The 21,676-nt window shown below is 60.8% G+C and carries 27 protein-coding genes and 1 tRNA gene; 8 read left to right on the top strand and 20 right to left on the bottom strand.

Annotated elements, in window-relative coordinates; all coding sequences use genetic code 11:
* From OPC11_RS01995 to OPC11_RS01935, 13 genes are all read right to left on the bottom strand, one after another.
* The gene (locus OPC11_RS01995) at positions 1-768 is read right to left on the bottom strand and encodes an ATPase domain-containing protein (protein ID WP_007977479.1); all 768 of its coding nucleotides are present in this window, start codon (positions 766-768) and stop codon (positions 1-3) included.
* Positions 765-1,223, bottom strand: coding sequence for a fla cluster protein flaG (locus tag OPC11_RS01990; RefSeq protein ID WP_007977478.1), 459 nt, complete (start codon positions 1,221-1,223; stop codon positions 765-767). Before OPC11_RS01990 ends, OPC11_RS01995 begins: the two co-directional genes overlap by 4 nt.
* Positions 1,224-1,655, bottom strand: coding sequence for a fla cluster protein flaF (locus OPC11_RS01985; protein WP_007977476.1), 432 nt, complete (start codon positions 1,653-1,655; stop codon positions 1,224-1,226).
* On the bottom strand, positions 1,639-2,937 hold the full coding sequence (locus OPC11_RS01980; RefSeq protein ID WP_264780855.1) for a FlaD/FlaE family flagellar protein: 1,299 nt from the start codon (positions 2,935-2,937) through the stop codon (positions 1,639-1,641). The genes OPC11_RS01985 and OPC11_RS01980 overlap by 17 nt, the downstream gene beginning before the upstream one ends.
* 157 nt (positions 2,938-3,094) lie before the next feature.
* A complete protein-coding gene (locus tag OPC11_RS01975; RefSeq protein WP_264780854.1) occupies positions 3,095-3,889 on the bottom strand; it encodes a protein-glutamate O-methyltransferase CheR in 795 nt (264 codons plus the stop codon).
* On the bottom strand, positions 3,886-4,392 hold the full coding sequence (locus OPC11_RS01970; protein WP_264780853.1) for a chemotaxis protein CheD: 507 nt from the start codon (positions 4,390-4,392) through the stop codon (positions 3,886-3,888). Before OPC11_RS01970 ends, OPC11_RS01975 begins: the two co-directional genes overlap by 4 nt.
* The gene (locus OPC11_RS01965) at positions 4,389-5,558 is read right to left on the bottom strand and encodes a chemotaxis protein CheC (RefSeq protein ID WP_264780852.1); all 1,170 of its coding nucleotides are present in this window, start codon (positions 5,556-5,558) and stop codon (positions 4,389-4,391) included. Before OPC11_RS01965 ends, OPC11_RS01970 begins: the two co-directional genes overlap by 4 nt.
* A gap of 1 nt (position 5,559) precedes the next feature.
* On the bottom strand, positions 5,560-6,156 hold the full coding sequence (locus OPC11_RS01960; protein ID WP_007977466.1) for a chemotaxis protein CheC: 597 nt from the start codon (positions 6,154-6,156) through the stop codon (positions 5,560-5,562).
* Entirely contained in the window at positions 6,156-8,210 is a 2,055-nt protein-coding gene (cheA, locus tag OPC11_RS01955; protein ID WP_264780851.1) for a chemotaxis protein CheA, read from the bottom strand. The genes OPC11_RS01960 and cheA overlap by 1 nt, the downstream gene beginning before the upstream one ends.
* Before the next feature lie 6 nt (positions 8,211-8,216).
* Positions 8,217-9,254, bottom strand: a complete 1,038-nt coding sequence (cheB, locus tag OPC11_RS01950) for a chemotaxis-specific protein-glutamate methyltransferase CheB (protein ID WP_264780850.1) — start codon at positions 9,252-9,254, stop codon at positions 8,217-8,219.
* Positions 9,251-9,613 carry a chemotaxis protein CheY gene (cheY, locus tag OPC11_RS01945; protein WP_007977457.1) on the bottom strand — a complete coding sequence of 121 codons (363 nt, stop codon included), beginning with the start codon at positions 9,611-9,613 and terminating at the stop codon, positions 9,251-9,253. The genes cheB and cheY overlap by 4 nt, the downstream gene beginning before the upstream one ends.
* An 85-nt stretch (positions 9,614-9,698) precedes the next feature.
* Positions 9,699-10,181: a chemotaxis protein CheW gene (locus OPC11_RS01940; protein ID WP_007977455.1), complete on the bottom strand. Its 483-nt coding sequence runs from the start codon at positions 10,179-10,181 to the stop codon at positions 9,699-9,701.
* 68 nt (positions 10,182-10,249) lie between these two features.
* Positions 10,250-10,930 (bottom strand): hypothetical protein, encoded by a 681-nt coding sequence (locus tag OPC11_RS01935; RefSeq protein ID WP_264780849.1) that lies wholly within the window; start codon positions 10,928-10,930, stop codon positions 10,250-10,252.
* Between the two features lie 149 nt (positions 10,931-11,079).
* Between OPC11_RS01935 and OPC11_RS01930 the strand changes: the two genes are divergently transcribed.
* The 4 genes from OPC11_RS01930 (at position 11,080) to OPC11_RS01915 (ending at position 12,330) form a co-directional block, all read left to right on the top strand.
* A complete protein-coding gene (locus tag OPC11_RS01930; protein WP_018128750.1) occupies positions 11,080-11,301 on the top strand; it encodes a helix-turn-helix domain-containing protein in 222 nt (73 codons plus the stop codon).
* Positions 11,302-11,374: 73 nt separating this feature from the next.
* Positions 11,375-11,545 carry a hypothetical protein gene (locus OPC11_RS01925; protein ID WP_264780848.1) on the top strand — a complete coding sequence of 57 codons (171 nt, stop codon included), beginning with the start codon at positions 11,375-11,377 and terminating at the stop codon, positions 11,543-11,545.
* A gap of 39 nt (positions 11,546-11,584) precedes the next feature.
* Positions 11,585-12,037 (top strand): thioredoxin-dependent thiol peroxidase, encoded by a 453-nt coding sequence (gene bcp / locus OPC11_RS01920; protein ID WP_007977447.1) that lies wholly within the window; start codon positions 11,585-11,587, stop codon positions 12,035-12,037.
* Positions 12,034-12,330, top strand: coding sequence for a hypothetical protein (locus OPC11_RS01915; RefSeq protein WP_264780847.1), 297 nt, complete (start codon positions 12,034-12,036; stop codon positions 12,328-12,330). Before bcp ends, OPC11_RS01915 begins: the two co-directional genes overlap by 4 nt.
* Positions 12,331-12,336: 6 nt before the next feature.
* On the opposite strand, the gene OPC11_RS01910 is transcribed toward OPC11_RS01915, so the two are convergent.
* The 7 genes from OPC11_RS01910 to pgk all read right to left on the bottom strand — a co-directional run bounded on the left by OPC11_RS01910 (position 12,337) and on the right by pgk (position 17,448).
* Positions 12,337-12,687: a YbjQ family protein gene (locus OPC11_RS01910; RefSeq protein ID WP_007977439.1), complete on the bottom strand. Its 351-nt coding sequence runs from the start codon at positions 12,685-12,687 to the stop codon at positions 12,337-12,339.
* A 39-nt stretch (positions 12,688-12,726) separates the two neighbouring features.
* Complete coding sequence (locus OPC11_RS01905) at positions 12,727-13,236, bottom strand: macro domain-containing protein (RefSeq protein ID WP_264780846.1); 510 nt, start codon at positions 13,234-13,236, stop codon at positions 12,727-12,729.
* Between the two features lie 36 nt (positions 13,237-13,272).
* Complete coding sequence (locus tag OPC11_RS01900) at positions 13,273-13,662, bottom strand: hypothetical protein (RefSeq protein ID WP_232423723.1); 390 nt, start codon at positions 13,660-13,662, stop codon at positions 13,273-13,275.
* A gap of 202 nt (positions 13,663-13,864) precedes the next feature.
* Positions 13,865-15,352 (bottom strand): D-alanyl-D-alanine carboxypeptidase/D-alanyl-D-alanine-endopeptidase, encoded by a 1,488-nt coding sequence (gene dacB / locus OPC11_RS01895; RefSeq protein WP_264780845.1) that lies wholly within the window; start codon positions 15,350-15,352, stop codon positions 13,865-13,867.
* A 328-nt stretch (positions 15,353-15,680) separates the two neighbouring features.
* A tRNA-Thr gene (locus tag OPC11_RS01890) sits at positions 15,681-15,754 on the bottom strand.
* A gap of 17 nt (positions 15,755-15,771) precedes the next feature.
* Positions 15,772-16,248, bottom strand: coding sequence for a GNAT family N-acetyltransferase (locus OPC11_RS01885; RefSeq protein ID WP_264780844.1), 477 nt, complete (start codon positions 16,246-16,248; stop codon positions 15,772-15,774).
* A complete protein-coding gene (pgk, locus tag OPC11_RS01880; RefSeq protein WP_264780843.1) occupies positions 16,249-17,448 on the bottom strand; it encodes a phosphoglycerate kinase in 1,200 nt (399 codons plus the stop codon).
* 210 nt (positions 17,449-17,658) lie between these two features.
* Between pgk and OPC11_RS01875 the strand changes: the two genes are divergently transcribed.
* Genes OPC11_RS01875 through OPC11_RS01860 form a run of 4 tightly spaced genes read left to right on the top strand, consistent with a single transcriptional unit; the run spans position 17,659 to position 21,621 of the window.
* Complete coding sequence (locus OPC11_RS01875; protein ID WP_264780842.1) at positions 17,659-18,774, top strand: branched-chain amino acid ABC transporter permease; 1,116 nt, start codon at positions 17,659-17,661, stop codon at positions 18,772-18,774.
* Positions 18,771-20,084, top strand: coding sequence for a branched-chain amino acid ABC transporter permease (locus tag OPC11_RS01870; RefSeq protein WP_264780841.1), 1,314 nt, complete (start codon positions 18,771-18,773; stop codon positions 20,082-20,084). Before OPC11_RS01875 ends, OPC11_RS01870 begins: the two co-directional genes overlap by 4 nt.
* Positions 20,081-20,914: an ABC transporter ATP-binding protein gene (locus tag OPC11_RS01865; RefSeq protein ID WP_007977424.1), complete on the top strand. Its 834-nt coding sequence runs from the start codon at positions 20,081-20,083 to the stop codon at positions 20,912-20,914. The genes OPC11_RS01870 and OPC11_RS01865 overlap by 4 nt, the downstream gene beginning before the upstream one ends.
* Positions 20,914-21,621, top strand: a complete 708-nt coding sequence (locus OPC11_RS01860) for an ABC transporter ATP-binding protein (RefSeq protein WP_007977422.1) — start codon at positions 20,914-20,916, stop codon at positions 21,619-21,621. Before OPC11_RS01865 ends, OPC11_RS01860 begins: the two co-directional genes overlap by 1 nt.
* Positions 21,622-21,676 lie beyond the last annotated feature (55 nt).

The raw sequence follows: 21,676 nt of genomic DNA, 5'->3' as shown, positions 1-21,676 counted from the left end.
TTAGGCGACGCTACGGCTCTCGATGACGATACCAGCGTCGGCGCGAACCGAGTACCCGATGCTGTCACCCACCTGTTCACCCATTCCGGCGAACCGCTTCACGGAGATGTTCCGACGGACGTCGTTTCCGACTTCGACCATCTGCAGCTCCATGAACACGTCCGCGATGGCACGGAACGGGCCGATGGCATCCTCGTCGACCGTCGATGGGTCGACCGTCAGGACGACAACTTTCCCTTGCGTCACGAGGTCTCGGAAGAACGAGATGATTTCGAGCGCCGCCTGTCGTTCCTCGTTCTGGCGAACCAACGCCTCGAAGGTCGGGTCGTTGCGGAGAATCGCATCGAACGTGTCGATGATGACGACATCGGCCTTCCACATCGCCTCCGCCTGCATCAGACGATTTAGGAGTTCCTTTCGCTGGCCGTCGTCAGCGTCGTCCGTGGGTGCGGTGATCTGACGAGTGCCGGAGTCCACGTCGGCGTGGAGGAACAACAGCCGCTCGTTCAGCAGGTGTTCTTCGACGCCGTAGGAAAGCGAGTGCATCTGGTCGATAAACCCACGAATCGTTAGCTCCGTCGAGAGCAGCGTTACGCTGTGGTCCGTCTCACATAATCCGTAGCTGAACCGCTGGCTCATGGCGCTCTTTCCGGCACCGTAGTCGCCTTCGATGAGCACGATAGAGCCGCGTGGGATTCCACCGCCGAGTTCGTTGTTCAGACGGTCGTGGTCTTGCAGGCCGAGCGAGTAGAGATTATTTGAACTCATGTTCTAAACTCCAACACCTCCGAGTCGCCGTTGACGACCATCTTCACACGATGGTCCTCGTTGGGCGCCATTGGCGCGTCGTTTCCGATTGTAACTCGTAGCACATTTCCAACGTCCCAGTCGCTTCCATCTACGACTTGGACCGAGACATTCGATTGATACTTCCCGTCCAGTAGTATATCAATTTGGTCGCTTGACCCTTTTAAATTCTCTGCCCCTGTATTCTTCACTAGAACGGTAATATTTTCATTTCCGCTGGCATTATAAACTGCGCCGCTTCCAGGGTCGCTGATTATTTCGATGTCCGTCCGAACGTCGTGACTGACGTCGTAGCTTCTGTCGCCCAACGCTCCCGACAGTCGCTGAATTCCCGTCGTGAAGGTTCCCGCGACGCTCGCCGCGATGATGAGGCTCGCGATGAACAGGATGAGGTGGGACGTGGAGACACTCGCCACTCAGACCGCCTCCGTATCGGCGAGCCCTGGTCCAGTTACGACTTTCACTCGGGTTGGACCCGTCGAAACGTTGATTCGGTAGTGGAGGGTCTCACCGGGAAGCCACAGTTCCGTATCGTTGACACCGTTAACGTCGCGTGCCACGATGGCCCCCGAATCGGGGTAGACGCCATCGACCAACACGTCAGTGTCGTTGATATCCAGCGTGGTCGAACCGGTATTGTTCACAGTAATGTTCAGGTATCCTGCCGAATAGTTCACTGTTGTGATATTCAGTGCGGTGTTCTGTTGGTCGAGCACGTTCTCAGAGTGGTCTGTTCGAGCATCGTTGATCCGCTCGAACCCGTTGTAGGCGGCCGAGTAGATCATTCCGAAGCTGATGAACATTGCCAGGAAAATGATGGCCGTGGAACCACTAACGCTGAAGCCCATGGCCCTCTCCCCGTATCTGTGCACAGTGGTCGACGACTTTCTGCTCGATTGCGTCTCCGGTGAGTTGGCTCATGAAGGTGAGACTCCGGATGTGGTCGTCCACGCCGAGAGTGGCAGGAGTCGCGTCGGTATCGACATCCGTCACGTCAGCAATCCCGCGAACGAACGCGAGTAGTTGCTCTTTAACAGGTTCGCTTATCCAGTCGATGTCCTCGTAGTAGGCGATGGTTCGAACGGCGTCTTCGGACCCGAACTCCTCGACGAGGAACTCCAACCACTCCATCACGACGAGATCGACGATGTACCCCGCGGGAAGGGTGGCGAGATACGGCTTTTGCATGCCGTTTCGCATCTCCACGGTCGTCTCCGCCGCTTGGGATTCGTTGGTCTGAGCGGGTTCTTCGAACTCGAAGTCGCCCGTCTCGGGTTCCGGCGCCGTCTCCAGTGCCGCTTCCTCTTCCGGCGCCGGTTCGGGTTCGACGTCGAACTCGATGTCCGATTCCGCTGCGTCGTCGGGTTCGGCATCGGCTTCCTCCGCCCAGTCCGCCTCGCCGGATTCGTACTCCTCTTTGAGTTCTTGGAACGTCGAACCACCCGCTTGTCCGTCGCCTTCTTCTTCCTCCATCCCCATATCGTCCATTTCCATGTCATCCATGCCGATGTCGTCCATCTCCTCGTCTTCGATGTCGTCGAAGCTGTCGTCGAAGAAACTGTCCGCGTCGGCATCGGCGATGTCATCGTCCAGATCATCGTCCTCTTCTTCTTCCTCTTCGTCGAACAGACCGAAGCCGCCGGACTCACCGCCGCCGAACGCGTCACCGCCGAGGCCGCCGTTCGGCACGTCGTCCACGAAGGGATTGACACCGCGCGTGACCATCTCGTAGATTTCGAGCAGTTTGCGGACGTTCTCCTCCACGTCGTCCACTTTCTCGCTTATCTGTTCGTTTTCGCTCCGGACGGTGCTGACGGTGGACGCGATGTCGCCGACCTCGTTTTCGAGATCCTGGAGACGATTTTCGAGTTCTTGGGTCGACCCGCCACCGCCCATGTCTCCGAACCCGTCGTCACCGTCACCACCCCAATCGTCCATACCGCCGTCCATGCCGTCATCTAAGTCGCCGAAGTCGTCGCCACCGAGGTCATCATCGAACAGGTCATCACCGCCCGACTCCGACTCGGCACTCTCGTCGTCCTCCATGAAGTCCATGATTCCCATGGCACCCATGGCAACCGACCCGCTCAGGAGCGGAGCGAAGTGGGGAGCAAGAGTTATAAGTTTCATTATGGACACCACCGAACGTCACCACATTAATCTTCTGCCTGAGTTATCACATTTGATACTATGAAGAAAATCACACATTTAAAAGACCGAGTTCGTCGTATTCGTCCCATGACCCGGTATAAAATCGTCTTAAGTGTCTTTAGTTGTCGGTTCGGGACTATAATTTCTGATATATTCTGAGACGTTTGTCCACGGGTTCATATTCTTCTTTCAATACTTCCGGTAGTGTCTCCGTCTTTCCGATGACGAGGTAGCCGCCGGTTCGAAGCGAGTTCGTGATGGTTCGGAGCATCGGCAGTTTGTGCTCGGCGTTGATGTAGATGAACAGGTTCCGACAGGACACGAAATCGAAATCCGACTTCGAGCTGCCGTGGATCAGGTCGTGACGCTCGAAATCGACCAGTCGTTTTACGCGACTCGACACGCGAAACTCGTTCCCGTCCCGTTCGACGTACTGCTCGTACCCGTCCAGCGGTTCGAGCTGTTCGGCGATGTCGGTCGTCCGAGTGCTCCGATATACCCCGTTCCGTGCCTTCGCCAGCACCTCTCGGTCGATGTCGGTCGCCGTTATTCGCACTTTCGTCGCATCGATATCGGAATCCACGAGCGCGAGCAGCGCCAACGAGTACGGTTCCCGTCCGTCGGAACACGCCGCGCTCCAGAGTTTCACCTGCCGATGTGAGTCCGCGAGCGAACGCAAGACGTCGCGGATTTCCTCCCAGACGTCCGGGTTCCGGAGGAAGCTCGTCACGTTGACCGAAAGCGCATCGAGGAGCGCATCCCGCTCGTCCGGGTCGTCCGCAAGTAGCGCCCGATACTGTTCGTACTCCTCGACGTCGGTCCGGCGCATCCGGGAAGAAACCCGTCTGTCGAGATACGAGGTGTCGTAATGGCTCGTCGCAAACCCGAGTTCCGATTCGATGAACGACAGCAACGTGTCGAACGAACTCAAATTCGCTTCACCCCTCGGTGGGCGCTCTTCACGACGAGCACCGACGTCCTCGTGTCGAATTCGAGCGAGCGTCCGTAGTCCCCGCCGGTATCTTCGCCGACTATCGGGATTCTTTCATCGGCCAGCAACGCCTCGGCCGCTTCGACGTTTCGCGTCCCGACATCGCTTCCAATACCCGATAGTTCGAGCATGTTGCTTCCGCCCGCTATTTTCGCTTCGACCGTCTCCATGTTTGCACCCGCGTCTTCCATCTCTGTGAGCATTCCGTTGATAGCCGTGTCTACGAACTTGGCTTCGTTACCGTCCGAGTCGGCCGTGGACGGGAGCATTGCGTGGGCGAGTCCCGCAACTCCGCTGGTCGGCTCGGACAGTGCGATTCCGAGACAGGAGCCGAGTCCGGTCGTCGTCAGTCGTGTTTCCGCTTCCGTCACGGCGTACTCCGCCACGCCGACTTTTATCGGTCCACTCCCCCCACGCTTCGAGTCGCTACGATACACCTTCATAATCGTCCCGCGTTCGTTTTCCGTTCCGACGTCGCGTCGGCGTCGAGCGACGAGAGGACTTCCCGGAGTTCGGATTCGTCGGGAAGCACGTACAACGAGCAGTCGAACGGCGTCTTGGCGGCACGGATGGTCGCATCGGAAACGAACGCGAACTCCTGTTTCTGGCCGAGTTGGGCGACCAACGGGTCCGCAATCGCGCTGCCCATGTCGTGGGCGAACGTCGGCGGCGAGATGTCGATGGTCGTTTCGAGCGCGTTCGCCCACCCATCGATGAAGCTGCTCGCCATGATGTTTCCGAGTTCCTGGATGGCATTTTGCTCCGTTTCGCTCAACTCGCCGTCCGAAATGCATTCATCGCCGGGGAGCAGCGCACCGGAGATGTCGCGCGCCGACGTTTCGTCGAACAGAATCAGAACGAATCCGCCGGGGGACGTTTCGAGTTCGATGACAACGCCGACGTACGTCGTGTCACCCAACGCTTCCGGGACCTCTTCGACCGGAACGAAACTGACGTGCGTGATTTCGACCGTCGTCTCGATGCCGGTCATGGCGGTGATGTTCTCGGCGACCGTCGTCGCACCTCCCCGTGTCATCTCGTCGAAATGAGAGAGGTCTTCGACGGAGACCGTCTCCCCGTCGTCCCCGAGGAGTTCGCCGTACTCCCCGACTTCGGGCGAGAGGTGGACGCTGAACGAGATGGACTCGTCCACGGCCCCGATAGAACTCGCGAAAACGAACGTCTCGTCCGCATCGTCGAAGAGAAGCGTCGGGTCGCCGTCCACGTACGTCGGCGGCGAGATGTCGATGGTGGTTCCGAGGTAGTCCGCCCATCCGTCGACGAACCCACCCGCCATCACGTTCCCGAGCTCTCGAACCAGACTCTCGTCCATATCCTCCATTCCGGGCGCGAGAACGTCGCGCACGCGTTCGACGGCTTCCGCGGGAAACGTAAACGCGGTGCGCCCACGTAGCCCGCCGTCCAATTCGATGACGACGCCGACACACTGTTGACGTTCCAGCGCAGTCGCATCCGAGCGAACGTGCGTTCGCGTCACGTCCACGGACGTCTCGATGTCGGTCATCGCGGACAGGTGCGACGCCGCGCGTTCCGCCCCCTCGTGTGCCATTCTGTTTGCCGCTTCGAGCTTTCGGATGTCCACTTCCATCTCAGACCTCTATCTTCCGCATCATCCGAACCAAGTCCTCCAGTTCGGGGAACGTGTACACCTTCACCTCGACGTTCGAGTCGGGAACTCGGACACGCGAGTCGAGCACCATCGCCACGTCGTCGTCGCGGTGCCCGACGAGCGCCTCGACCGTGCGGCTGGCCGGGCCGTAGGTGAACTTCGGCGTCGAAAAGTCGATAGTCGTCTGGAGAACGTTCGCCCACCCGTCGATAAATCCGCTGGTCATGATGTTGCCGATCTCCTGAACGGCGGACTTCTCCATGTCGCTGAACCCCTTCTTCGCGGGTTCTCCCATTCCTCCCATCATGCCGTGTGCAAGCTGTTTTGCGCTTCCCACGGAGAAGAGAAACAGGATGTAGCCGTAGGGCTGTTCGACCAGTTCGATGTGGATGCCGACCTGTTTCTCGTGGCCCATGTGGGCGCGAACGTCGCGGATGTCGATGAAGTTCGTCTTCGTTATCTCCATCTCCGTCTCCATCCCCGTCATCTGACTGAGATGGTTCGCCACCGTGTTCGCACCCTGCTTTGCCATCTTGTTGAACAGGCTCAACTTCCGAATGTCAATCTGCAAGCTCATTAAAGACTCTCCACGTCGAGGATGGTCACCACGTCACCTTCGCCGAGCACCGCCGCGCCCGAGAGGCCCGGAATGCCGGACAGGATTCCCTCGAACGGTTTGACGACGACTTCCTCCTGTCTGCTCACCGCATCGCAATGAATCGCCACCTGTCTCTCCGACTCGTTGACGCGGACGAGCATGCCGTCCCCGTTTTTGGTCTCGCCGGGAACGTCGAGCGCCCGCCCGAGTCGAATGAGCGGATATACCGTATCGTCGTGGGTGATGACCTCCTCGCCTTCGATGTGTTGTACTTCGCCCATCCGCCGTATCTCGTCCACGTTCTTGATGGGGATTCCGTACTCCTCCTCGCCTGACTCCACGAACAACACCTTGACGATGGCGACCGTAACGGGGAGCGAGAGGCTTATCGTCGTGCCGTCCCCGAGTTCGCTCTCGACGCTGATGTCGCCGTCGAGCCGTTTGATGGTGTTTCTCACCACGTCCATGCCGACGCCGCGACCGCTCACATCGGTGATTTCGTCGGTCGTCGAGAATCCGGCGTGGAAGATGAGTTCGTACACCTCCTCGTCCGAGAGCTCGTCGGCTTCTTGGCGCGACATGATTCCCTTGCTCACCGCCTTCGTTCGGACGGCATCCGCGTCGATACCGGCGCCGTCGTCCGACACTTCGATGGTAACGCGGTCGCGCTCCCGTTTACCGCGCAGATGAACCGTCCCGGTCCGCGGCTTTCCGTTCGCTTCACGCTCGTCCGGCGTCTCGATGCCGTGGTCGACCGCGTTGCGAAGCAGGTGCATGAGCGGGTCGCTGATCTCGTTCAGGATGGTGCGGTCGAGTTCGATGTTCTTCCCCTCCATCTCGAAGTCGATCTCCTTCTCCTGCGTGCGTGCGAGGTCCCGGACCAACCGCGGGAACTTGTCCACGATTTTCTTGAGCGGCACGAGCCGCATGTCCATGACCGTATCCTGCAGGCTGGTCGTTATCTTGTCGAGTTCGTCCAGATTGTCCGAGGCGCTCCCGAGTTCGCTCTGTTCGACCGATCGACGGAGTTTGATGCGGCTGGTGACGAGTTGTTCGACCAACCCGTGGAGGTCGTCCAACTGGTCTACGCCGACGCGAATCGACTGGATTTCGTCCACTTGCGTTTTGGTGGTCGATGTATCCGCTTCCGAGGACGCGTCGGATTCGTTCGATGCATCAGATTCGTTCGAACCGTCCGACGCATCCGAATCGTCGGCAGAGTCGGGGTCCGACGTGGATTCGCTGACCGAATCCGCCGTTTCATCGGCGTCGTCCGCTCCGTCCGCCTCGGAAATCGCATCCGGGATGTCGTCGGTCACGTCCGAGATGGTGGCGGCTTCCACCTTTCCGACGCCGTTGACGACTTCGTTAGCTTTCTCCTCGTCGCCACCCGTGACGAACAGGTCGAAGCCGTCGTCGTAGTCACCGTCGTTGATGGCTTCGACGGACGGAACCGCACCGAGGAGCTCGAGTTGCTCCGTCACCTCGCCGAGCACGAACATCGCGTCGACGCCTTTCATCTGCGAGTCGCGCATCTCCACGTCGGCGTGGAACACGACGTCCACGTCGGCGAGCGCCGAGGGGTCATCGAGCCGCGAGAGCGCCGCTTCGGCGGCCGTCGTCTCGGTCGCCGTCTCGTCGTCGTCCGGCGCTTCGTCTGCCGTTTCCAACGTGTTTCGGATGTCCTCGATGGTCGCGCTCGGGTCGGTTTTCGACTCGCCGTGCTCTTCGATTTCGGCGAGTATCAGCTCGATTTTGTCCACGCCAGCGAACACGTGGTCCATTATCTCCGGCGTGACGTCCATCCGCCCCTGTCGAATCTCGTCCAACAGGTCCTCGATGGCGTGTGCGAGGTTGCTTCCGTTCTGGAATCCCATCGCCGCGAAATTCCCTTTCAGCGTGTGCGCCGTCCGGAAGATGGAATCCATCGCTTCCGCGTCGTTCGGGTCATTCTCCAGTTCGAGCAGCGAGTTGTTCAGTTCCGTTATGTTCTCTTCGCTTTCACGAATGAAGTCCTGTATGTATTCATCCATATCGAATCACGTCGGTTTTCGTACGGTCGAAAGTATCCCCTGGGCAACCTCGTCGGCGGGAAGCACGTCGTCGACACAACCGGTTTCGATGGCCCGTGCCGGGATTCCGAACACCGAACAGGTCGCTTCGTTCTGCGCGATGGTTCGTCCTCCGGCGTTCTTTATCGCCTCCACGCCGACCGCACCGTCCGCACCCATTCCGGTGAGAACGACCGCGGTGAGCGGATCGGTAATCGTCTCGGCGGCCGTCTCCATCGTCACGTCGATGGCCGGGCGAACGCCGTGTCGTACCTCGTTCTGTGTGAGTCGAACACGGATTCGCCCTTTCGCGTAGTTCGAGACTTCCATGTGGTAGTCCCCCCGTGCGACGAGCGCCTGTCCCGCACCGATTCTGTCGCCGTCCGACGCTTCTTTCACGTCGTACTCGGTTCGGTCGTCGAGTCGTTTTGCGAACCGAGCGGTGAAGCTGTCGGGCATGTGTTGAACGATGAGAACACGAAGCTGAGCGGACCGCGGCAACCCGGCGAGAACGCTCTCGACGACTCGCGGCCCGCCGGTCGATGCGCCGATGATGATGGTCGCGTTCTCGACGTACGTGTCGTCGGGTTCCACCGGAGTCGCCGTCGAATTGTCCGGTGCGCTGACGGTGACGTCAGCGCGCGCGACCGACCGAACCTTCTCGATGAGGTCGTCTCTGTGGGCCGAAATCCGGGTCGAAACCTCGCCGCCGGGTTTCGCCAGGACGTCGATGGCCCCCCGGTCGATGGCTTCGAACGTCGCTTCCGCGCCGTCTTCGGTGTGTGCGGACAGCATGAGAACCGGGGTCGGCGTCGTTTCCATTATCTCCTCGACCGCTTCGATGCCGTTCATCGTCGGCATCTCCACGTCCATCGTCACGACGTCGGGTTCCTGTTCGGCGACGACTTCGACCGCCTCCCTCCCGTTCGTCGCCTGTGCAACCACGTCGATATCGCCCGATTCGAGAACGTCGGTGATAACGGTGCGCATGAAATGCGAGTCGTCGACGACGACCGCCCGCGTCATGCTGAGATAACGTCGTTGATGGCTTCCATCACGCTGGGCTTCTGAAACGGCTTCGTGATGTATCCGTCGGCACCAGCTTTGATCGCCTTCTTCATCTTCTCTTCCTGTCCGATACTCGTACACATGATGATGTTCGCGCTCGAATCGAACTGCTTGATTTCGGCCGTCGCGTCGATGCCGTCTCGAATCGGCATCACGATGTCCATCATCACGAAGTCCGGTTGCTTTTCCTTGTACAGTTCTATCGCTTCGACGCCGTTCTCGGCTTCGTCGGCGATTTCGAAATTCTCCTCCAGAATCTCGCGCAGTAGATTCCGCATAAATTCCGAGTCGTCGACAATTAGTACGTCATTCACCATTCAATTTTCACTATCGAGAGCTTTTGAAAGCGGGCAAAATAAATGCTCCCCTGTGATTATCACAGTTGATGATTTATCGAGATTCTTAACTCAGGCTAGTAATCATTTTGTCAATATCGACCCAGATGATGAGGTCGAGACCGTTTTCGTCGTCGGGTCGCTTGATGATTCCCTGTGCGATTTGGTCGCGGATGCCGCGGGTGTCGAGGTTCTCCAGTTCGTCGCTGGTGTCGATGTGCTCCGGGGCGTGGGTCGTCACGTCGAGCACCTCGTCCACCCGAATCCCGATTTTCTGTTTGTCGTCGGGACGGTCCAGAACGAGAACGTCGTTCCCTCGCTCGTCGGAGGCGACGCTGAGGAACTCCTTGGGGTCGATGATGGCCGTCGTCTCGCCGCGGAGGTCCATGACCCCCTCGATGGAATCCTGTGTCCGGGGAATGCGCGTGACCTTTTTCACCTCGACGATGCTGTCTACCTGCTCGATATCGATGGCGCACACGTCTTCGCCGAGTCGAAATTCCACGACTTGGGTTTCCCCGGCCGACGGATTCTGTTTCTGAACGCTCATAGTCAGTTACCGAATACATCGAACGGCAATACATAAAACCTACTCCCGACTATCACGGCGGATAATCGCTAGCCGTTTTCCGGGGGAAAGACGATGCCGTTCGCGTCCTGCATCGCTCGAAACAGGTCGGCGATGCTATCGTCGGGTGATAAGTCGTACGTTCCGAGAACACCACGGAAACACCGCGACGGGTAACGGACGCGAACGTTCGACTCCATCATGAGAATGCCGAGCACGTCCTCGACGGGCATGCTCGGTTCGACCTGCTGGGCGTACCACATGAGAAGGCTGTCGAAGACGGTCCCAATGTCGTCCGAAAACATCCGCTGATGGTTGATTTCGTCCTCGGCCTTCGCCGTGATGTGAAACCCGTATCTGGACGCCACGTCGCCAACGTCGTCTTCGAGCCATTCGCGGACGTCTTGGGAATCGATGTGGGATTCCCCGTCCGATGGCGCGGATTGACTCGGAGTGTCCGGTGCCGACGCCGGGTCGATGGCGGGCGGGGAGTCCGTCGATGACGGCGATTTCTCTGGGGGCGCAGGTTCGACACCGGGATTCGCGTCGGCGGTCGGTTCGCCGGTCGTCACTGCCTCCGGGTCGTCGGGCACGGACGGCCTCCCGGACGCGCCGATGACGAACCGGCCATCGTCCAGCGTGACGACGTTCTCGCTGTCCTCGATGTCGAGTTCTTCGGGAGAGATGACCTTTCGGCCCTCCGGGTCAGAATCGTCCCGCGCTGGACTCATTGCCCACGCCTACCACGGCTCGTTACATAAAATCACCGGCAGTTTACCTCGGTGAGAATACCTCTCCAATAAACGACGACTCCGACAGATTTCGACGATTGTCGTAGGGTAATTTTATTATCGTCGAATGTCTGGACCAGCATACCAACATGAGTGTTCAAACAACGCCTCTCGCACCGTTGCCGGACGAACTGGATTCGCCGCGCGCCAAACTGGTCTATCTCTCGCTCGCGACGACGGGCGGGGCGACGCTCGACGAACTCCAGACGGGTCTCGACCTGCCGAAAATCACGCTGTACACCATCATTCGAACGCTTCGAGAGCGCGGACTCGTCCGCCAAGACGGCGAAGCGCTGACGCTCGCCGCCTAACTCCGGAATCGCTTCACGTTCACTTTCACTGCGCTAGGCTTGCCTTCATTATCTGACCGGACAACATTCGGACATGAACGTCGAAATGAGCGCGCAGGAGTCGACAGTGCGACCGTGGAATTCGGCAGACGTCTCCGGGTTGTCAGCCAGCGAAGTCGCCGCGTACGTTCGTACCTCGGCCGAGGAAGGTTCCGTCCACCTCGAACGCAAGGGCGGACGAACGTTCGTCGTCGTCGGCGAGTGACACCGCAACGCAGTTGGTCGCTCGCTCCGAAGCCATCCCATGCTCGAACCCGGCCAACCGGCACCTCCGTTCGAACTGCCGAACCAAGACGGCGAGACAGTCTCGCTCGCCGACTTCGATACCACGGTCGTCGTCTACTTCTACCCCCGGGCGGACACGCCCGGCTGCACCACCGAAGCCTGTGGCTTCCGCGATTCGTGGGACGAATTCGAGGCGCGCGGCGTTCCGGTCCTCGGAATCAGCGACGACCCGGTATCCGACCTCGTGAAATTCCGAGACAAATACGACCTGCCGTTCGACCTCCTCAGCGACGAGTCCGGCGAGGTTGCGAGCGCCTACGACTCCTACGGCGAAAAGAACATGTTCGGAAAGACCTTCGACGGCGTGTTTCGAAACACGGTCGTCGTCGCTCCAGACGGGACCGTCGAAGCCGTCTTCGAGGACGTCTCGCCGGACGGACACGCGGACGAACTCCTCGAAACCCTCGAATGACGTACCTTTCACACCCCGTCCGTGCCATGCGCGACGACCCGATGTCCGACGAGTCGGCCACGCTTCTCCTCCGACTCGCCGATGCGAGCGTAGAAACGACCACCGCCCGCGTCGAAGACCTCGGCGGCGAGGTCCTCGAGGAACTCGAATTCGAGACGCTTCGCGCCACCCTCCCGGAACCCGCCGTGGCCGACCTGTGCGAACTCGACGGCCTGGAGGCGATAGAAACCGCCGCAACTATCGAAATCGGGGGAGGGGACGCGGGTGAGGACGTAGATTTAAACGGCTCTTAAGCAATCTCAGCGAATCGAAACCGCGGTTCCGAACGCCTTGATGTTCATCATTCCGCCCTGTCCGCCGAGGGATTCGTCGGTGATGTCCACCGCGACTACCGCGTCCGCGCCGACCGATTTTGCCTCCTCGACGAGTTCGTCGAGGGCAGTTTCCTGATTCTCTTCGAGGGTCTTCTCCCACGATTTGGAGCGTCCGCCAACGATGTCGCGCAACCCACCGGCGATGTCCTTCCCGATGTTTCGTCCCGGCGTCACGTCGGCGACGACCACGCCGTGGTGGCCCGTGATTTCCCGTCCCGGAACGGTGTGGCTCGTCGTCACCAATATCTCGTCGTCGTGGTAGCTGAACGCGGTCATCGGTCGGTTCTTTTCAGCCACGAATCATAATCCTGCTGGTTAGCCCGAGCGGACAGCGGCGGCAACCTCACGGAGCGTTTCGTACTCCTCGTCGCTGTAGGCGATGAGGCGCGCGTCTTCGAGGGACTCGGGGTCGAAGCGGTGAATTTCCTCGCAGATGATTCGACCACCCTCTCGGAGGTCGAATCCCGCGATACCGCATCCGAGCGCGGGAAGCACCACTGACCCCGCTCCCCGCTCGTCGGCTTCGCGGAGCGCGTTTCGGGTCGCGTCTCGAACGCTCCCGGGCGTCGCCCGTCCGTCCCCGTAGTGTGGCATGGCCGCCGCGTGAACGACGAACTCGGCGTCGAGTTCGTAGGCGTCGGTGACCGCGACGGAACCGAGTTCGACCGGTCCCCTCTCCATCGCTTCTTCGTTTATCGGCCCGTTCGCGCCACGGCGGAGCGCCCCGGCGACGCCGCTGCCCATCCGGAGGCTGGTTCCCGCGGCGTTGACGAGCACGTCAGCACGCTGTGTGGCGATATCGCCCTGAATCACGCTGAACTCCATATCCCCGCTACGCGGTTCTCGAACAAAATTTTCGGGTCAGTCGATCTGCTCTTCGAGGTAGGTCACTTCGACCATCAGGTCGGGGTGCTCGGCGTCCGGGTAGCGGAACGTCCACGCTCGGTCGAAGTCGATCCCTCGACGGTACCCCTTCAACAAGAGGTCGCCGAGCACGTCGCGGAAGTCCTTGAGAACGGCCTGCTCGGGCGGCTTCGTCGGCTGGGGAGGGTTCGTTATCTCTTTCGTCCCACCCTTTTCGAGGTGGGTTATCTCCGCCATCAAATCCGGTGTGTCGTCGGGATAGCGAAACGTCCATGCTCGGTCGAACCGGCGGTCGTTTTTGTACGCCGTACTGAGTACCATCTTGAGCGTACTCTGGAACTCCTCGGGCGACGCCATCCAGAGGGGGACACTCTGGGTGCGACTCATGGAGAAGGAACAGGCTCGGAGGCAGTATAAAACCGTCCGATAATTGTGTTGGCAGGAACGGCGAGCAACAGTTCACAATGCGGAATTCGGCGTTAAGCGGTCGCTAATCATGTCCACGGGCGGTCGTGTCGTGAGACGCACAGTCGGAATTAGTCCCCGTAAATCCGGGCATACCGGTCACCGAATTCGTCGTCGACAACGGTTACGCGTCGATGAGCGCACGAACCAAATCGTCCTGATAGTTGCGAGCATCGCCGAGTCCGACGGTCACGTTCGACATGAGGATAGAGAACAGTACGTCCGGGTCCGTCGGCCGCTCGATGACACCCGAAAGCGCACGTGTTCCGCGAACCGTTCCCGTCTTCGCGTGAACCGGAACGTCCACGTCCCGCAACCGATACGCGAGCGTCCCCTCGCCCGGCGTCGGAAGCGACCCGATGAGCGTCTCCGACCACGGCTTCTTCCGTATCCATTCGAGCAGGGAAACCATGTCCGCCGCCGAAACGAGGTTGAACTGCGAGAGCCCGGAGCCGTCCCGGAAAACGGTTGCGGGAGAACCCAAGCTCTCGAAGTAGGCGCCGGTTAGCTCCGTCCACGCGTCGAACGACCCGTCATCGAGCGCACGGCGGGCCGTCATCAATGCGAGTTGGTCGGCATCGACGTTGTTCGAGTACAACAGCATCGGACCTGTCGTCTCGCGGAGCGGTTCGGATTCGATGCTCGTCTCGAACGCCGCCTCCCGCTCCGTGGGTTCCGTTTGGAGGACGACATCACCTTTGACGGAGACGCCTGCGTCCGCGAGGCGGTCCCTGAACACCGCGGTCGCGTGTTCGTCGGGTCGCATCACGGGTGCCAGTTCCGTCTCCTCGTATCCCGGCGGCAGTTCGCCGATGGCGTAGATGGTGCCGTTCACCCGGTCGAGATAGGTGTAGAAATAGCCGTTCGCCCCTTCGGGTGCCGTGGAGAGGTGCGATTCGACGGTGACGAACTCCGAGTCGGGTTCGACGGCGAGGTCGATGCCGTTCTCGGTTCGCTTGGCGGTGAGGGACACCTTGTTCCAGTGGAGCGCGAGCGTCGAACTCGGTGCGCCGTAAGAGTACTGCGGGTCCTCCCACGTCCATCCCTCGGGGTACCCGGGGCCGCGAACCGAAAAGACGGGGCCGTACCCAGAGGTGTCGAACGCGGTGATGTCGGCCACGAGGTCGCCGTGAACCGTCCGTACTCCGTTCTCCGCGACCTGTTCCGCCAATCGTTCGAGGTCGGCGGTGGACAACACGTCACCGGTGCCGCGTAGCACGAGGTCGCCGTGGAGTTGATTCCCGGTTATCGACCCGTCGCCGACGACACTGGTCTCGAACCGTTCGTCCGGTCCCATATGTTCGAACGCCAATGCGGTGGTGAGCAGTTTCGTGTTCGATGCCGGTTTGACCACCGTGTCCGCCTGATGACTTGCGAGGACGTCGCCGTCCGCTCCGGCCTCCTTCGCGTACACGGAGACGATACCGCCGGGGAACTTCTCGGATGCGCTTTCGAGTAACCGCCCCACGGCGGAGCACCCCGATTCTCCCGTTTCATCGTCGACCCCCGTTCGATTTGCCAGCGCGGTATCGCCGAACATCGCGTTCGCGCCGACGGTTCCAGTCGCTCCGAGCATCGTCCGCCTGTCCAACTGCCAAATTTTATCTCCCATCTCGTAGTTTATTTTTCAATTGTTGGTAAATATTCACACCCTCTTGTGCTAGGTAATAACTTGCTTTGGTAGTGTAACGTTGGCAAAAACGAACGTAGCGACTCGCTTCGAAGGAAATCGCCGAAACGATTTCTATCTCGATTGGGAAGGGGTTGCTTCGAGCGTCGATAAATTTCACAAAAGTCGAGCGTTCTCCGCACCGAATTGGCGCAGATAGAAAGCCAAGGGTGGGATTTGAACAACCCCCGAGAACCAACGCTTCGCGTCGAACCTCGGTCTGCTTCAAATCCAAGAAGGTTGCGCAGGCGACGGAACAGTCGCCTGCACAAGCCAAGGGTGGGATTTGAACCCACGTATTCTCGATTACAAATCGAGTGCTTGAACCACCCAAGCTCCCTTGGCGCAACTGCCAGTTGTCGCTACTCCTTTGAGTGGTTATCGTTTTCGTCCGATTTTTCCATCTCGATTCGATGTGGTTCGTAGCCCCTGTTTTCGTACAGTCTGCGGGCGTTCTCGTTTCGCGCCAACACTTCGAGCGACAGCACCTCCGCGCCCCGCTCTCGGAGTTTTTCCTCCGCGGCGTCGAGGAGCGCCGACCCGACGCCCTCGTTCCGCGACGCGGGTTCGACGTAGATGTTCTGGACGATTCCGCGAGCGGTCGAGTGCCGGTAGAGACCCGTCTCCAGTTCGAACATCACGAATCCCACGATACCTTCGTCTCGGGCGACGAGCAGGTCGTCTTCGATGACGTGGCGCGCGACCGAATCGCGGACCGCACCGCGGTTCTCCTCCGCGAGGAGGTGTGACCCGTGGTCGCGCTGGTCGCGGGCGAGTTCGACCCAGCGGTCGGTAACGTGGTCGATGTCCGCGCTGGTCGCGGCCTCTATCGTAACCATCTATTGGGACAGCGCTTGCAACGCCGGGAGTTCGTCGCCGGTGAGCATCCGAAGACACGCGCCCCCGCCGGTGCTAACGTGGTCGAACCCGCCGAGGTCGAACTTCCGAATCGCGGCCGCGGTGTCGCCGCCACCGACGATGCTGAACTCGGCGTTTGCGGCTGCGGTGTACATTTCGCGGGTGCCTGTGGCGAAGGTGTCGTCCTCGAACACGCCAGCGGGGCCGTTGAGAATGACGGTTCCGGAATCGCGGAGGATCTCGGAGTAGGCGGTGATGGTGGCGTCGCCGACGTCCATCGCACCCTCGTCTTCGTTCGGTGGGAACTCCTCGCGGGCGAGTTCGACGCGCTCGCCGTCCCGTTCGACCGCGGCGTCCTTCGGGAGATGGATTCGGTCGCCGTACGTGTCGAGCAGTTCGGCGGCGTCGTCGATGTAATCCCAGTATCCCTCGTCGTGGATGAAGTCCGCGCTGGCGTCGCCGAGGTCCGCGCCGTCGGCGAACAAAAAGACGTTCCCGACGACACCGGCCGTCAGCACGTGGTCCGCGAGGTCGCGCTCCAGCACGTTTTTCGCAACCGCGATGGAGTCGGAAACCTTCGCGCCGCCGACCACGTAGGTTCGCGGGCGCGGCGTCGATTCGATGTCGCCGAGCACGTCCACTTCGCGCTCCATGACGCGCCCGGCGTAGCCCGGCAGCCGGGTCGGGAACCCGACGAGGGAGGGCTGTGAGCGGTGTGCGGCCGCGAACGCGTCGTTGACGTAGGCGTCGAGGACGGGGACGAGGCGGTCCACGAGGTGGGTTTGGGCGGCTTGTTCCGCCGGGAACTCCATGTACTCCTCGCTGTAGAAGCGGGTGTTCTCCAAGAGCACCGCCTCTCCCTCGTTGAGGTTCGTCACGGCGCGGCGCGCGTCGGCGGAGAACGTCGCATCGCAGTAAGAAACCGGGAAGGAGAGCAGTTCGTCCAATCGCTCCGCGTGTGCGCCGAGCCCGGCGAAATCGTCGCTTCCGGGTCTGCCCTGGTGGGCGAGGATCGCGACCTTTCCGCCGCGCTCCAACAGCTCCGAGAGGGTATCGACGTGCGCCAACAGACGCGCGTCATCGGCGAGCTCACCGGAATCGGTCAACGGACTGTTGATGTCGATGCGCACGCCGAGGGTCGTCCCTTGGACGGCGAGGTCGTCAAGGGTCTGTATGGGCATACGTGTGCCTGCAACACCGCCCGGCATATGTGTGTCGGTAATCCGTGCTGGAAATAAACACGTTTTCGAGTAAATAGACGGATTATTTCTTTTCTCCACATTCCTCTCCGAGAGCTGTTAGTATGCCGCCGTTACTGAAATTCGCTGGACCGCTCTGTCGGAAAGGTTTAATAGTCTTACCGGAACCGGTTATCGTGTGGAGAGTTATCAATGAACGGCGTAAATGAGACCTATTCACGTGGACGTCGCCTCATCGTCGAACGACCGCTGCTGGTGGTCGTCGGACTGGTCGGGGTACTCCTCGTTTTCGACTTCATCAATCGCCTGCTGTCCGGCGACCTACTGGTTTCCGACGTAGGGTCACTCGTGTGGAACGGCCTCATGCGGGGACTCATCATCGGTCTCGCCGGAATCGGGCTTTCGATGACGTACAGCATACTGAATTTCGCAAACTTCTCGCACGGAGACTACATCACGAGTGGCGCGTTCTCGGGGTGGGCAGTTACGTACCTCATCGCGGGGTTGGGGAGCAACAACATCGCGGGGCTGTTGCTGGTCGGCGCGGGCGGGACCGTCTACGCCAGCAGTCTCGGTATCACCATCGCGACGACCCCGATAGCGGTCGTCTTGGGGCTGGTGTTCGCCGGTGTTAGCACCGTCGTACTGGCGCTCCTCATCGACCGTATCGTCTACCGACCGATGCGGGACGCGGAAGGGATTTCGCTCCTCATCACGAGCGTCGGCGTGGCGTTCGTGCTCCGCTACCTCATCGTGTTCGTCTTCTCGACCGAGAACCGCGGAACGACGGCGCTACAGGATATCCCCAAGTGGAACCTGTTGCTCTGGGACGGAACCGTCCGCGTGACGGCACACGACCTGACGCTCCTCGTCTGCACGGTCGGCTTGATGATCGGCGTTCACCTGCTGTTGCAGCGGACGAAACTCGGCAAGGCGATGCGCGCGATGGCCGACAACGAGGACCTCGCCCGCATCAGCGGCATTCCGACCGAGCGCGTCATCCGCTGGACGTGGATCATCGGCGGCGGTCTGACCGGCATCGCGGGCTACCTGTTGGTGCTCTGGAAGGGAACCATCGTCTTCCAGTTCGGGTGGCTCCTCTTGCTCCCGATATTCGCCGCGGTCATCCTCGGCGGCATCGGGTCGATTTACGGCGCGATTCTGGGTGGGTTGGTCATCGGGCTGACGTGGAACCTCTCCATCATATGGATTCCGAGCGCCTTCGGCCGCGCCGCCGCGTTCGGCATGATGATCCTCATCTTGCTGTTCAAGCCACAGGGTCTGTTCGCCGGGAGGACGACCGCATGAGTTCGAGCGTCCGCGATTTCGAGATCAACGACACGATGCTCATCCTCGGCGTACTGCTGGCCATCTACGTGCTGTACCTCTTGGCGGGGTCGGCGCTCGGCTACTCGCTCCGTGGCCAGTTGAACTCCCTCGCGCGCCTCACGTTCCTCATCGGCGTGTACGGGATGTTGGCGCTCGCGTTGAACCTCCACTGGGGATACACGGGCCTGTTCAACATCGGCATCGCGGGGTTCATGGCGGTCGGCTTGTACACGATGGCCATCGTCTCGAAACCCCCCGCGAGCGCGACCGCCGGTGCCGCGACCGTCTCCGGTCTCGGCCTCCCGCTGTGGGTCGGCATCCTCGCGGGGATGCTCGCGGCGGCGATTCTCGGGTTGCTCGTCGCGCTTCCGGCGCTCCGGTTGCGGGCGGACTACCTCGCCATCGTGACCATCGCGACCTCCGAGATCATCCGCTTCATCGTGATGTCGGACCAGTTCCAGACGTTCACGCTGTTCGGCAAGACGCTCGGAACCGGCGGCGGTCGCGGTCTGTTGTTGAACTTCGAAGACCCGCTGCAACCGCTGTTCGACAGCGCCCCGTACGGCGCGCTCGAAGACGCGCTCAATCCGCTCGTCGGCGGGTCCATCGGACCGGTGCTCAACTCGCTGACCTACGCCGTCATCCTGATGGGATTCGTGGCGGCGTTCTACTGGTTGATGAAGCGGACCGGCGAATCGCCGTTCGGGCGCGTGCTCAAGGCCATCCGCGAGGACGAGGAGGTGGCGAACTCCCTCGGAAAGAACACCGACGTGTTCAAGATCAAGTCGTTCATGCTCGGCTGTGCGCTGATGGGACTGGCGGGCATCCTCTGGCAGATGCGCCAAGGTGCCATCACGCCGACCTCGTTCAAGCCGCAGGTGACGTTCTTCGTGTGGTTGGCCCTCATCATCGGCGGTGCCGGGTCGAACACCGGGAGCGTCCTCGGCGCGGCGGTGTTCGCCGGGTTGCTGTATCAGGGACCGCTCTACCTCAAGAACATCATCCGGCAGGTGTACAACGTGTCCGGCGCGCCGAACACGTTCGCGGATGCGGTCGGCCCGCTGTTCAACGGCCACATCACGCCGATGGTCGCGTACATCATCAACAACATCAACGCGCTTCAGTTGGTCATCATGGGGGCCGTCCTCATCTGGATAATGCAACACCGGCCCGAGGGCGTCCTCGGCCACCGTAAGGAGGAAGCGGCGAGCATCCCGCTCTCGCGTCCCGGCGGCGGCTCCGGCGAGGCGAAACCGACGCCCGCGGCGGACGGAGGTGAGGAGCAATGACCGCGAGCGAGACGGCCGAAACCGAGACGCTCGACATCGGAAACGAGGTGGCGGACCTGAGCGAGACGCCGCTTCGCGTCGAGAACCTCCGGAAGACCTTCGGCGGCATCACGGCGGTCGATGGCGCGACGTTCTCCGTCGAACAGGGGTCGTTCACCGGCCTCATCGGCCCGAACGGCGCGGGGAAGTCCACGACGTTCAACCTCATCACGGGCGTCTATCAACCGGACAGCGGCGCGGTGTACTTCAACGACGACGAGATTACGGGACTCCAGCCGTATCAGATAGCCGACCGCGGCATGGTCAGGACGTTCCAGATAGCCCGCGAACTCTCCGAGATGACCGTCTTGGAGAACATGATGCTCGCCCCGAAAGCGCAGGAGGGCGAACGGCTTTGGCGGTCGGTGACGCCCGGATTGCGGGGCGACGTTCGGGAGCAGGAAGAGGAGATGCTCGAACGGTCGTGGGAGATGCTGGAGTTCTTCGAAATCGACCACCTCGCGAGCGAGTACGCGGGCAACCTCTCCGGCGGGCAGCGAAAACTGCTGGAGATGGCGCGGGCGCTCATGACCGACCCGCAGATGGTCCTGCTGGACGAACCGCTCGCGGGCGTCAACCCGTCGCTGGAGAAGAAACTGCTCAAACACGTTCACGAACTCCGTGAACGCGGCTACACGTTCCTGTTGGTCGAACACGACATGGACGTCATCATGAACAACTGCGAACATGTCATCGTCATGCATCAAGGCAAAGTGCTTGCCGAGGGGAAACCCGCGGCCATCCGTTCGAACGAACAGGTCATCGACGCCTACCTCGGGGAGGAAATCTGATGGCGCTCCTCGAAGTGGACGGACTCGATGCGGGATACGGCGAGGACCTGCAAATCCTGAACAACGTCGATATGCGCGTCGAGGACGGCGAGTACGTCACCATCGTCGGCCCGAATGGGGCCGGGAAATCGACCGTGATGAAGTCCGTCTTCGGGCTGACGACATACATGGGCGGGACGGTCACGTTCGACGGGGGGGAGATTCAGGGGGACGCGCCGGAGGACATCATCCACCTCGGCCTCGGCTACGTCCCGCAGAACGACAACGTGTTTCCGACGCTCTCCGTGCAGGAGAACTTGGAGATGGGCGCGTACATCCTCGACGAGGTGCCCGAAGACGCCCTCGCTGAGGTGTTCGACCGGTTCCCGATTCTGGACGAGCGCAGGGACCAGAAGGCGGGCACGATGTCCGGCGGACAACAGCAGATGCTGGCGATGGGCCGCGCGCTCATGCTGGACCCCGACCTGCTGATGCTGGACGAACCCAGCGCGGGATTGGCACCCGACCTCGTGGCAGAGATGTTCGACAAGGTGGACGAGATCAACGAGAGCGGGACGGCCATCCTGATGGTCGAACAGAACGCGAAAGAGGCCCTGCGGCGCTGTGACCGCGGCTACGTGCTCGTGCAGGGCGGCAACCGCTTCATGGACACCGGGGACGCGCTGTTGGCGGACGACGAGGTTCGACAGGAGTTCCTCGGCGGATAGTCCGCTCCCTCGTCTTCCGCTCGTTTCTTCACCTCGCTTCGCCACAACCGACAAG

The organism is Haladaptatus sp. T7 (assembly GCF_026008575.1).
Classification (GTDB): Archaea; Halobacteriota; Halobacteria; order Halobacteriales; family Haladaptataceae; genus Haladaptatus; species Haladaptatus paucihalophilus.
The sequence above is the reverse complement of the archived record's forward strand: the minus strand, read 5'-3'. Positions and strand labels throughout refer to the sequence as shown.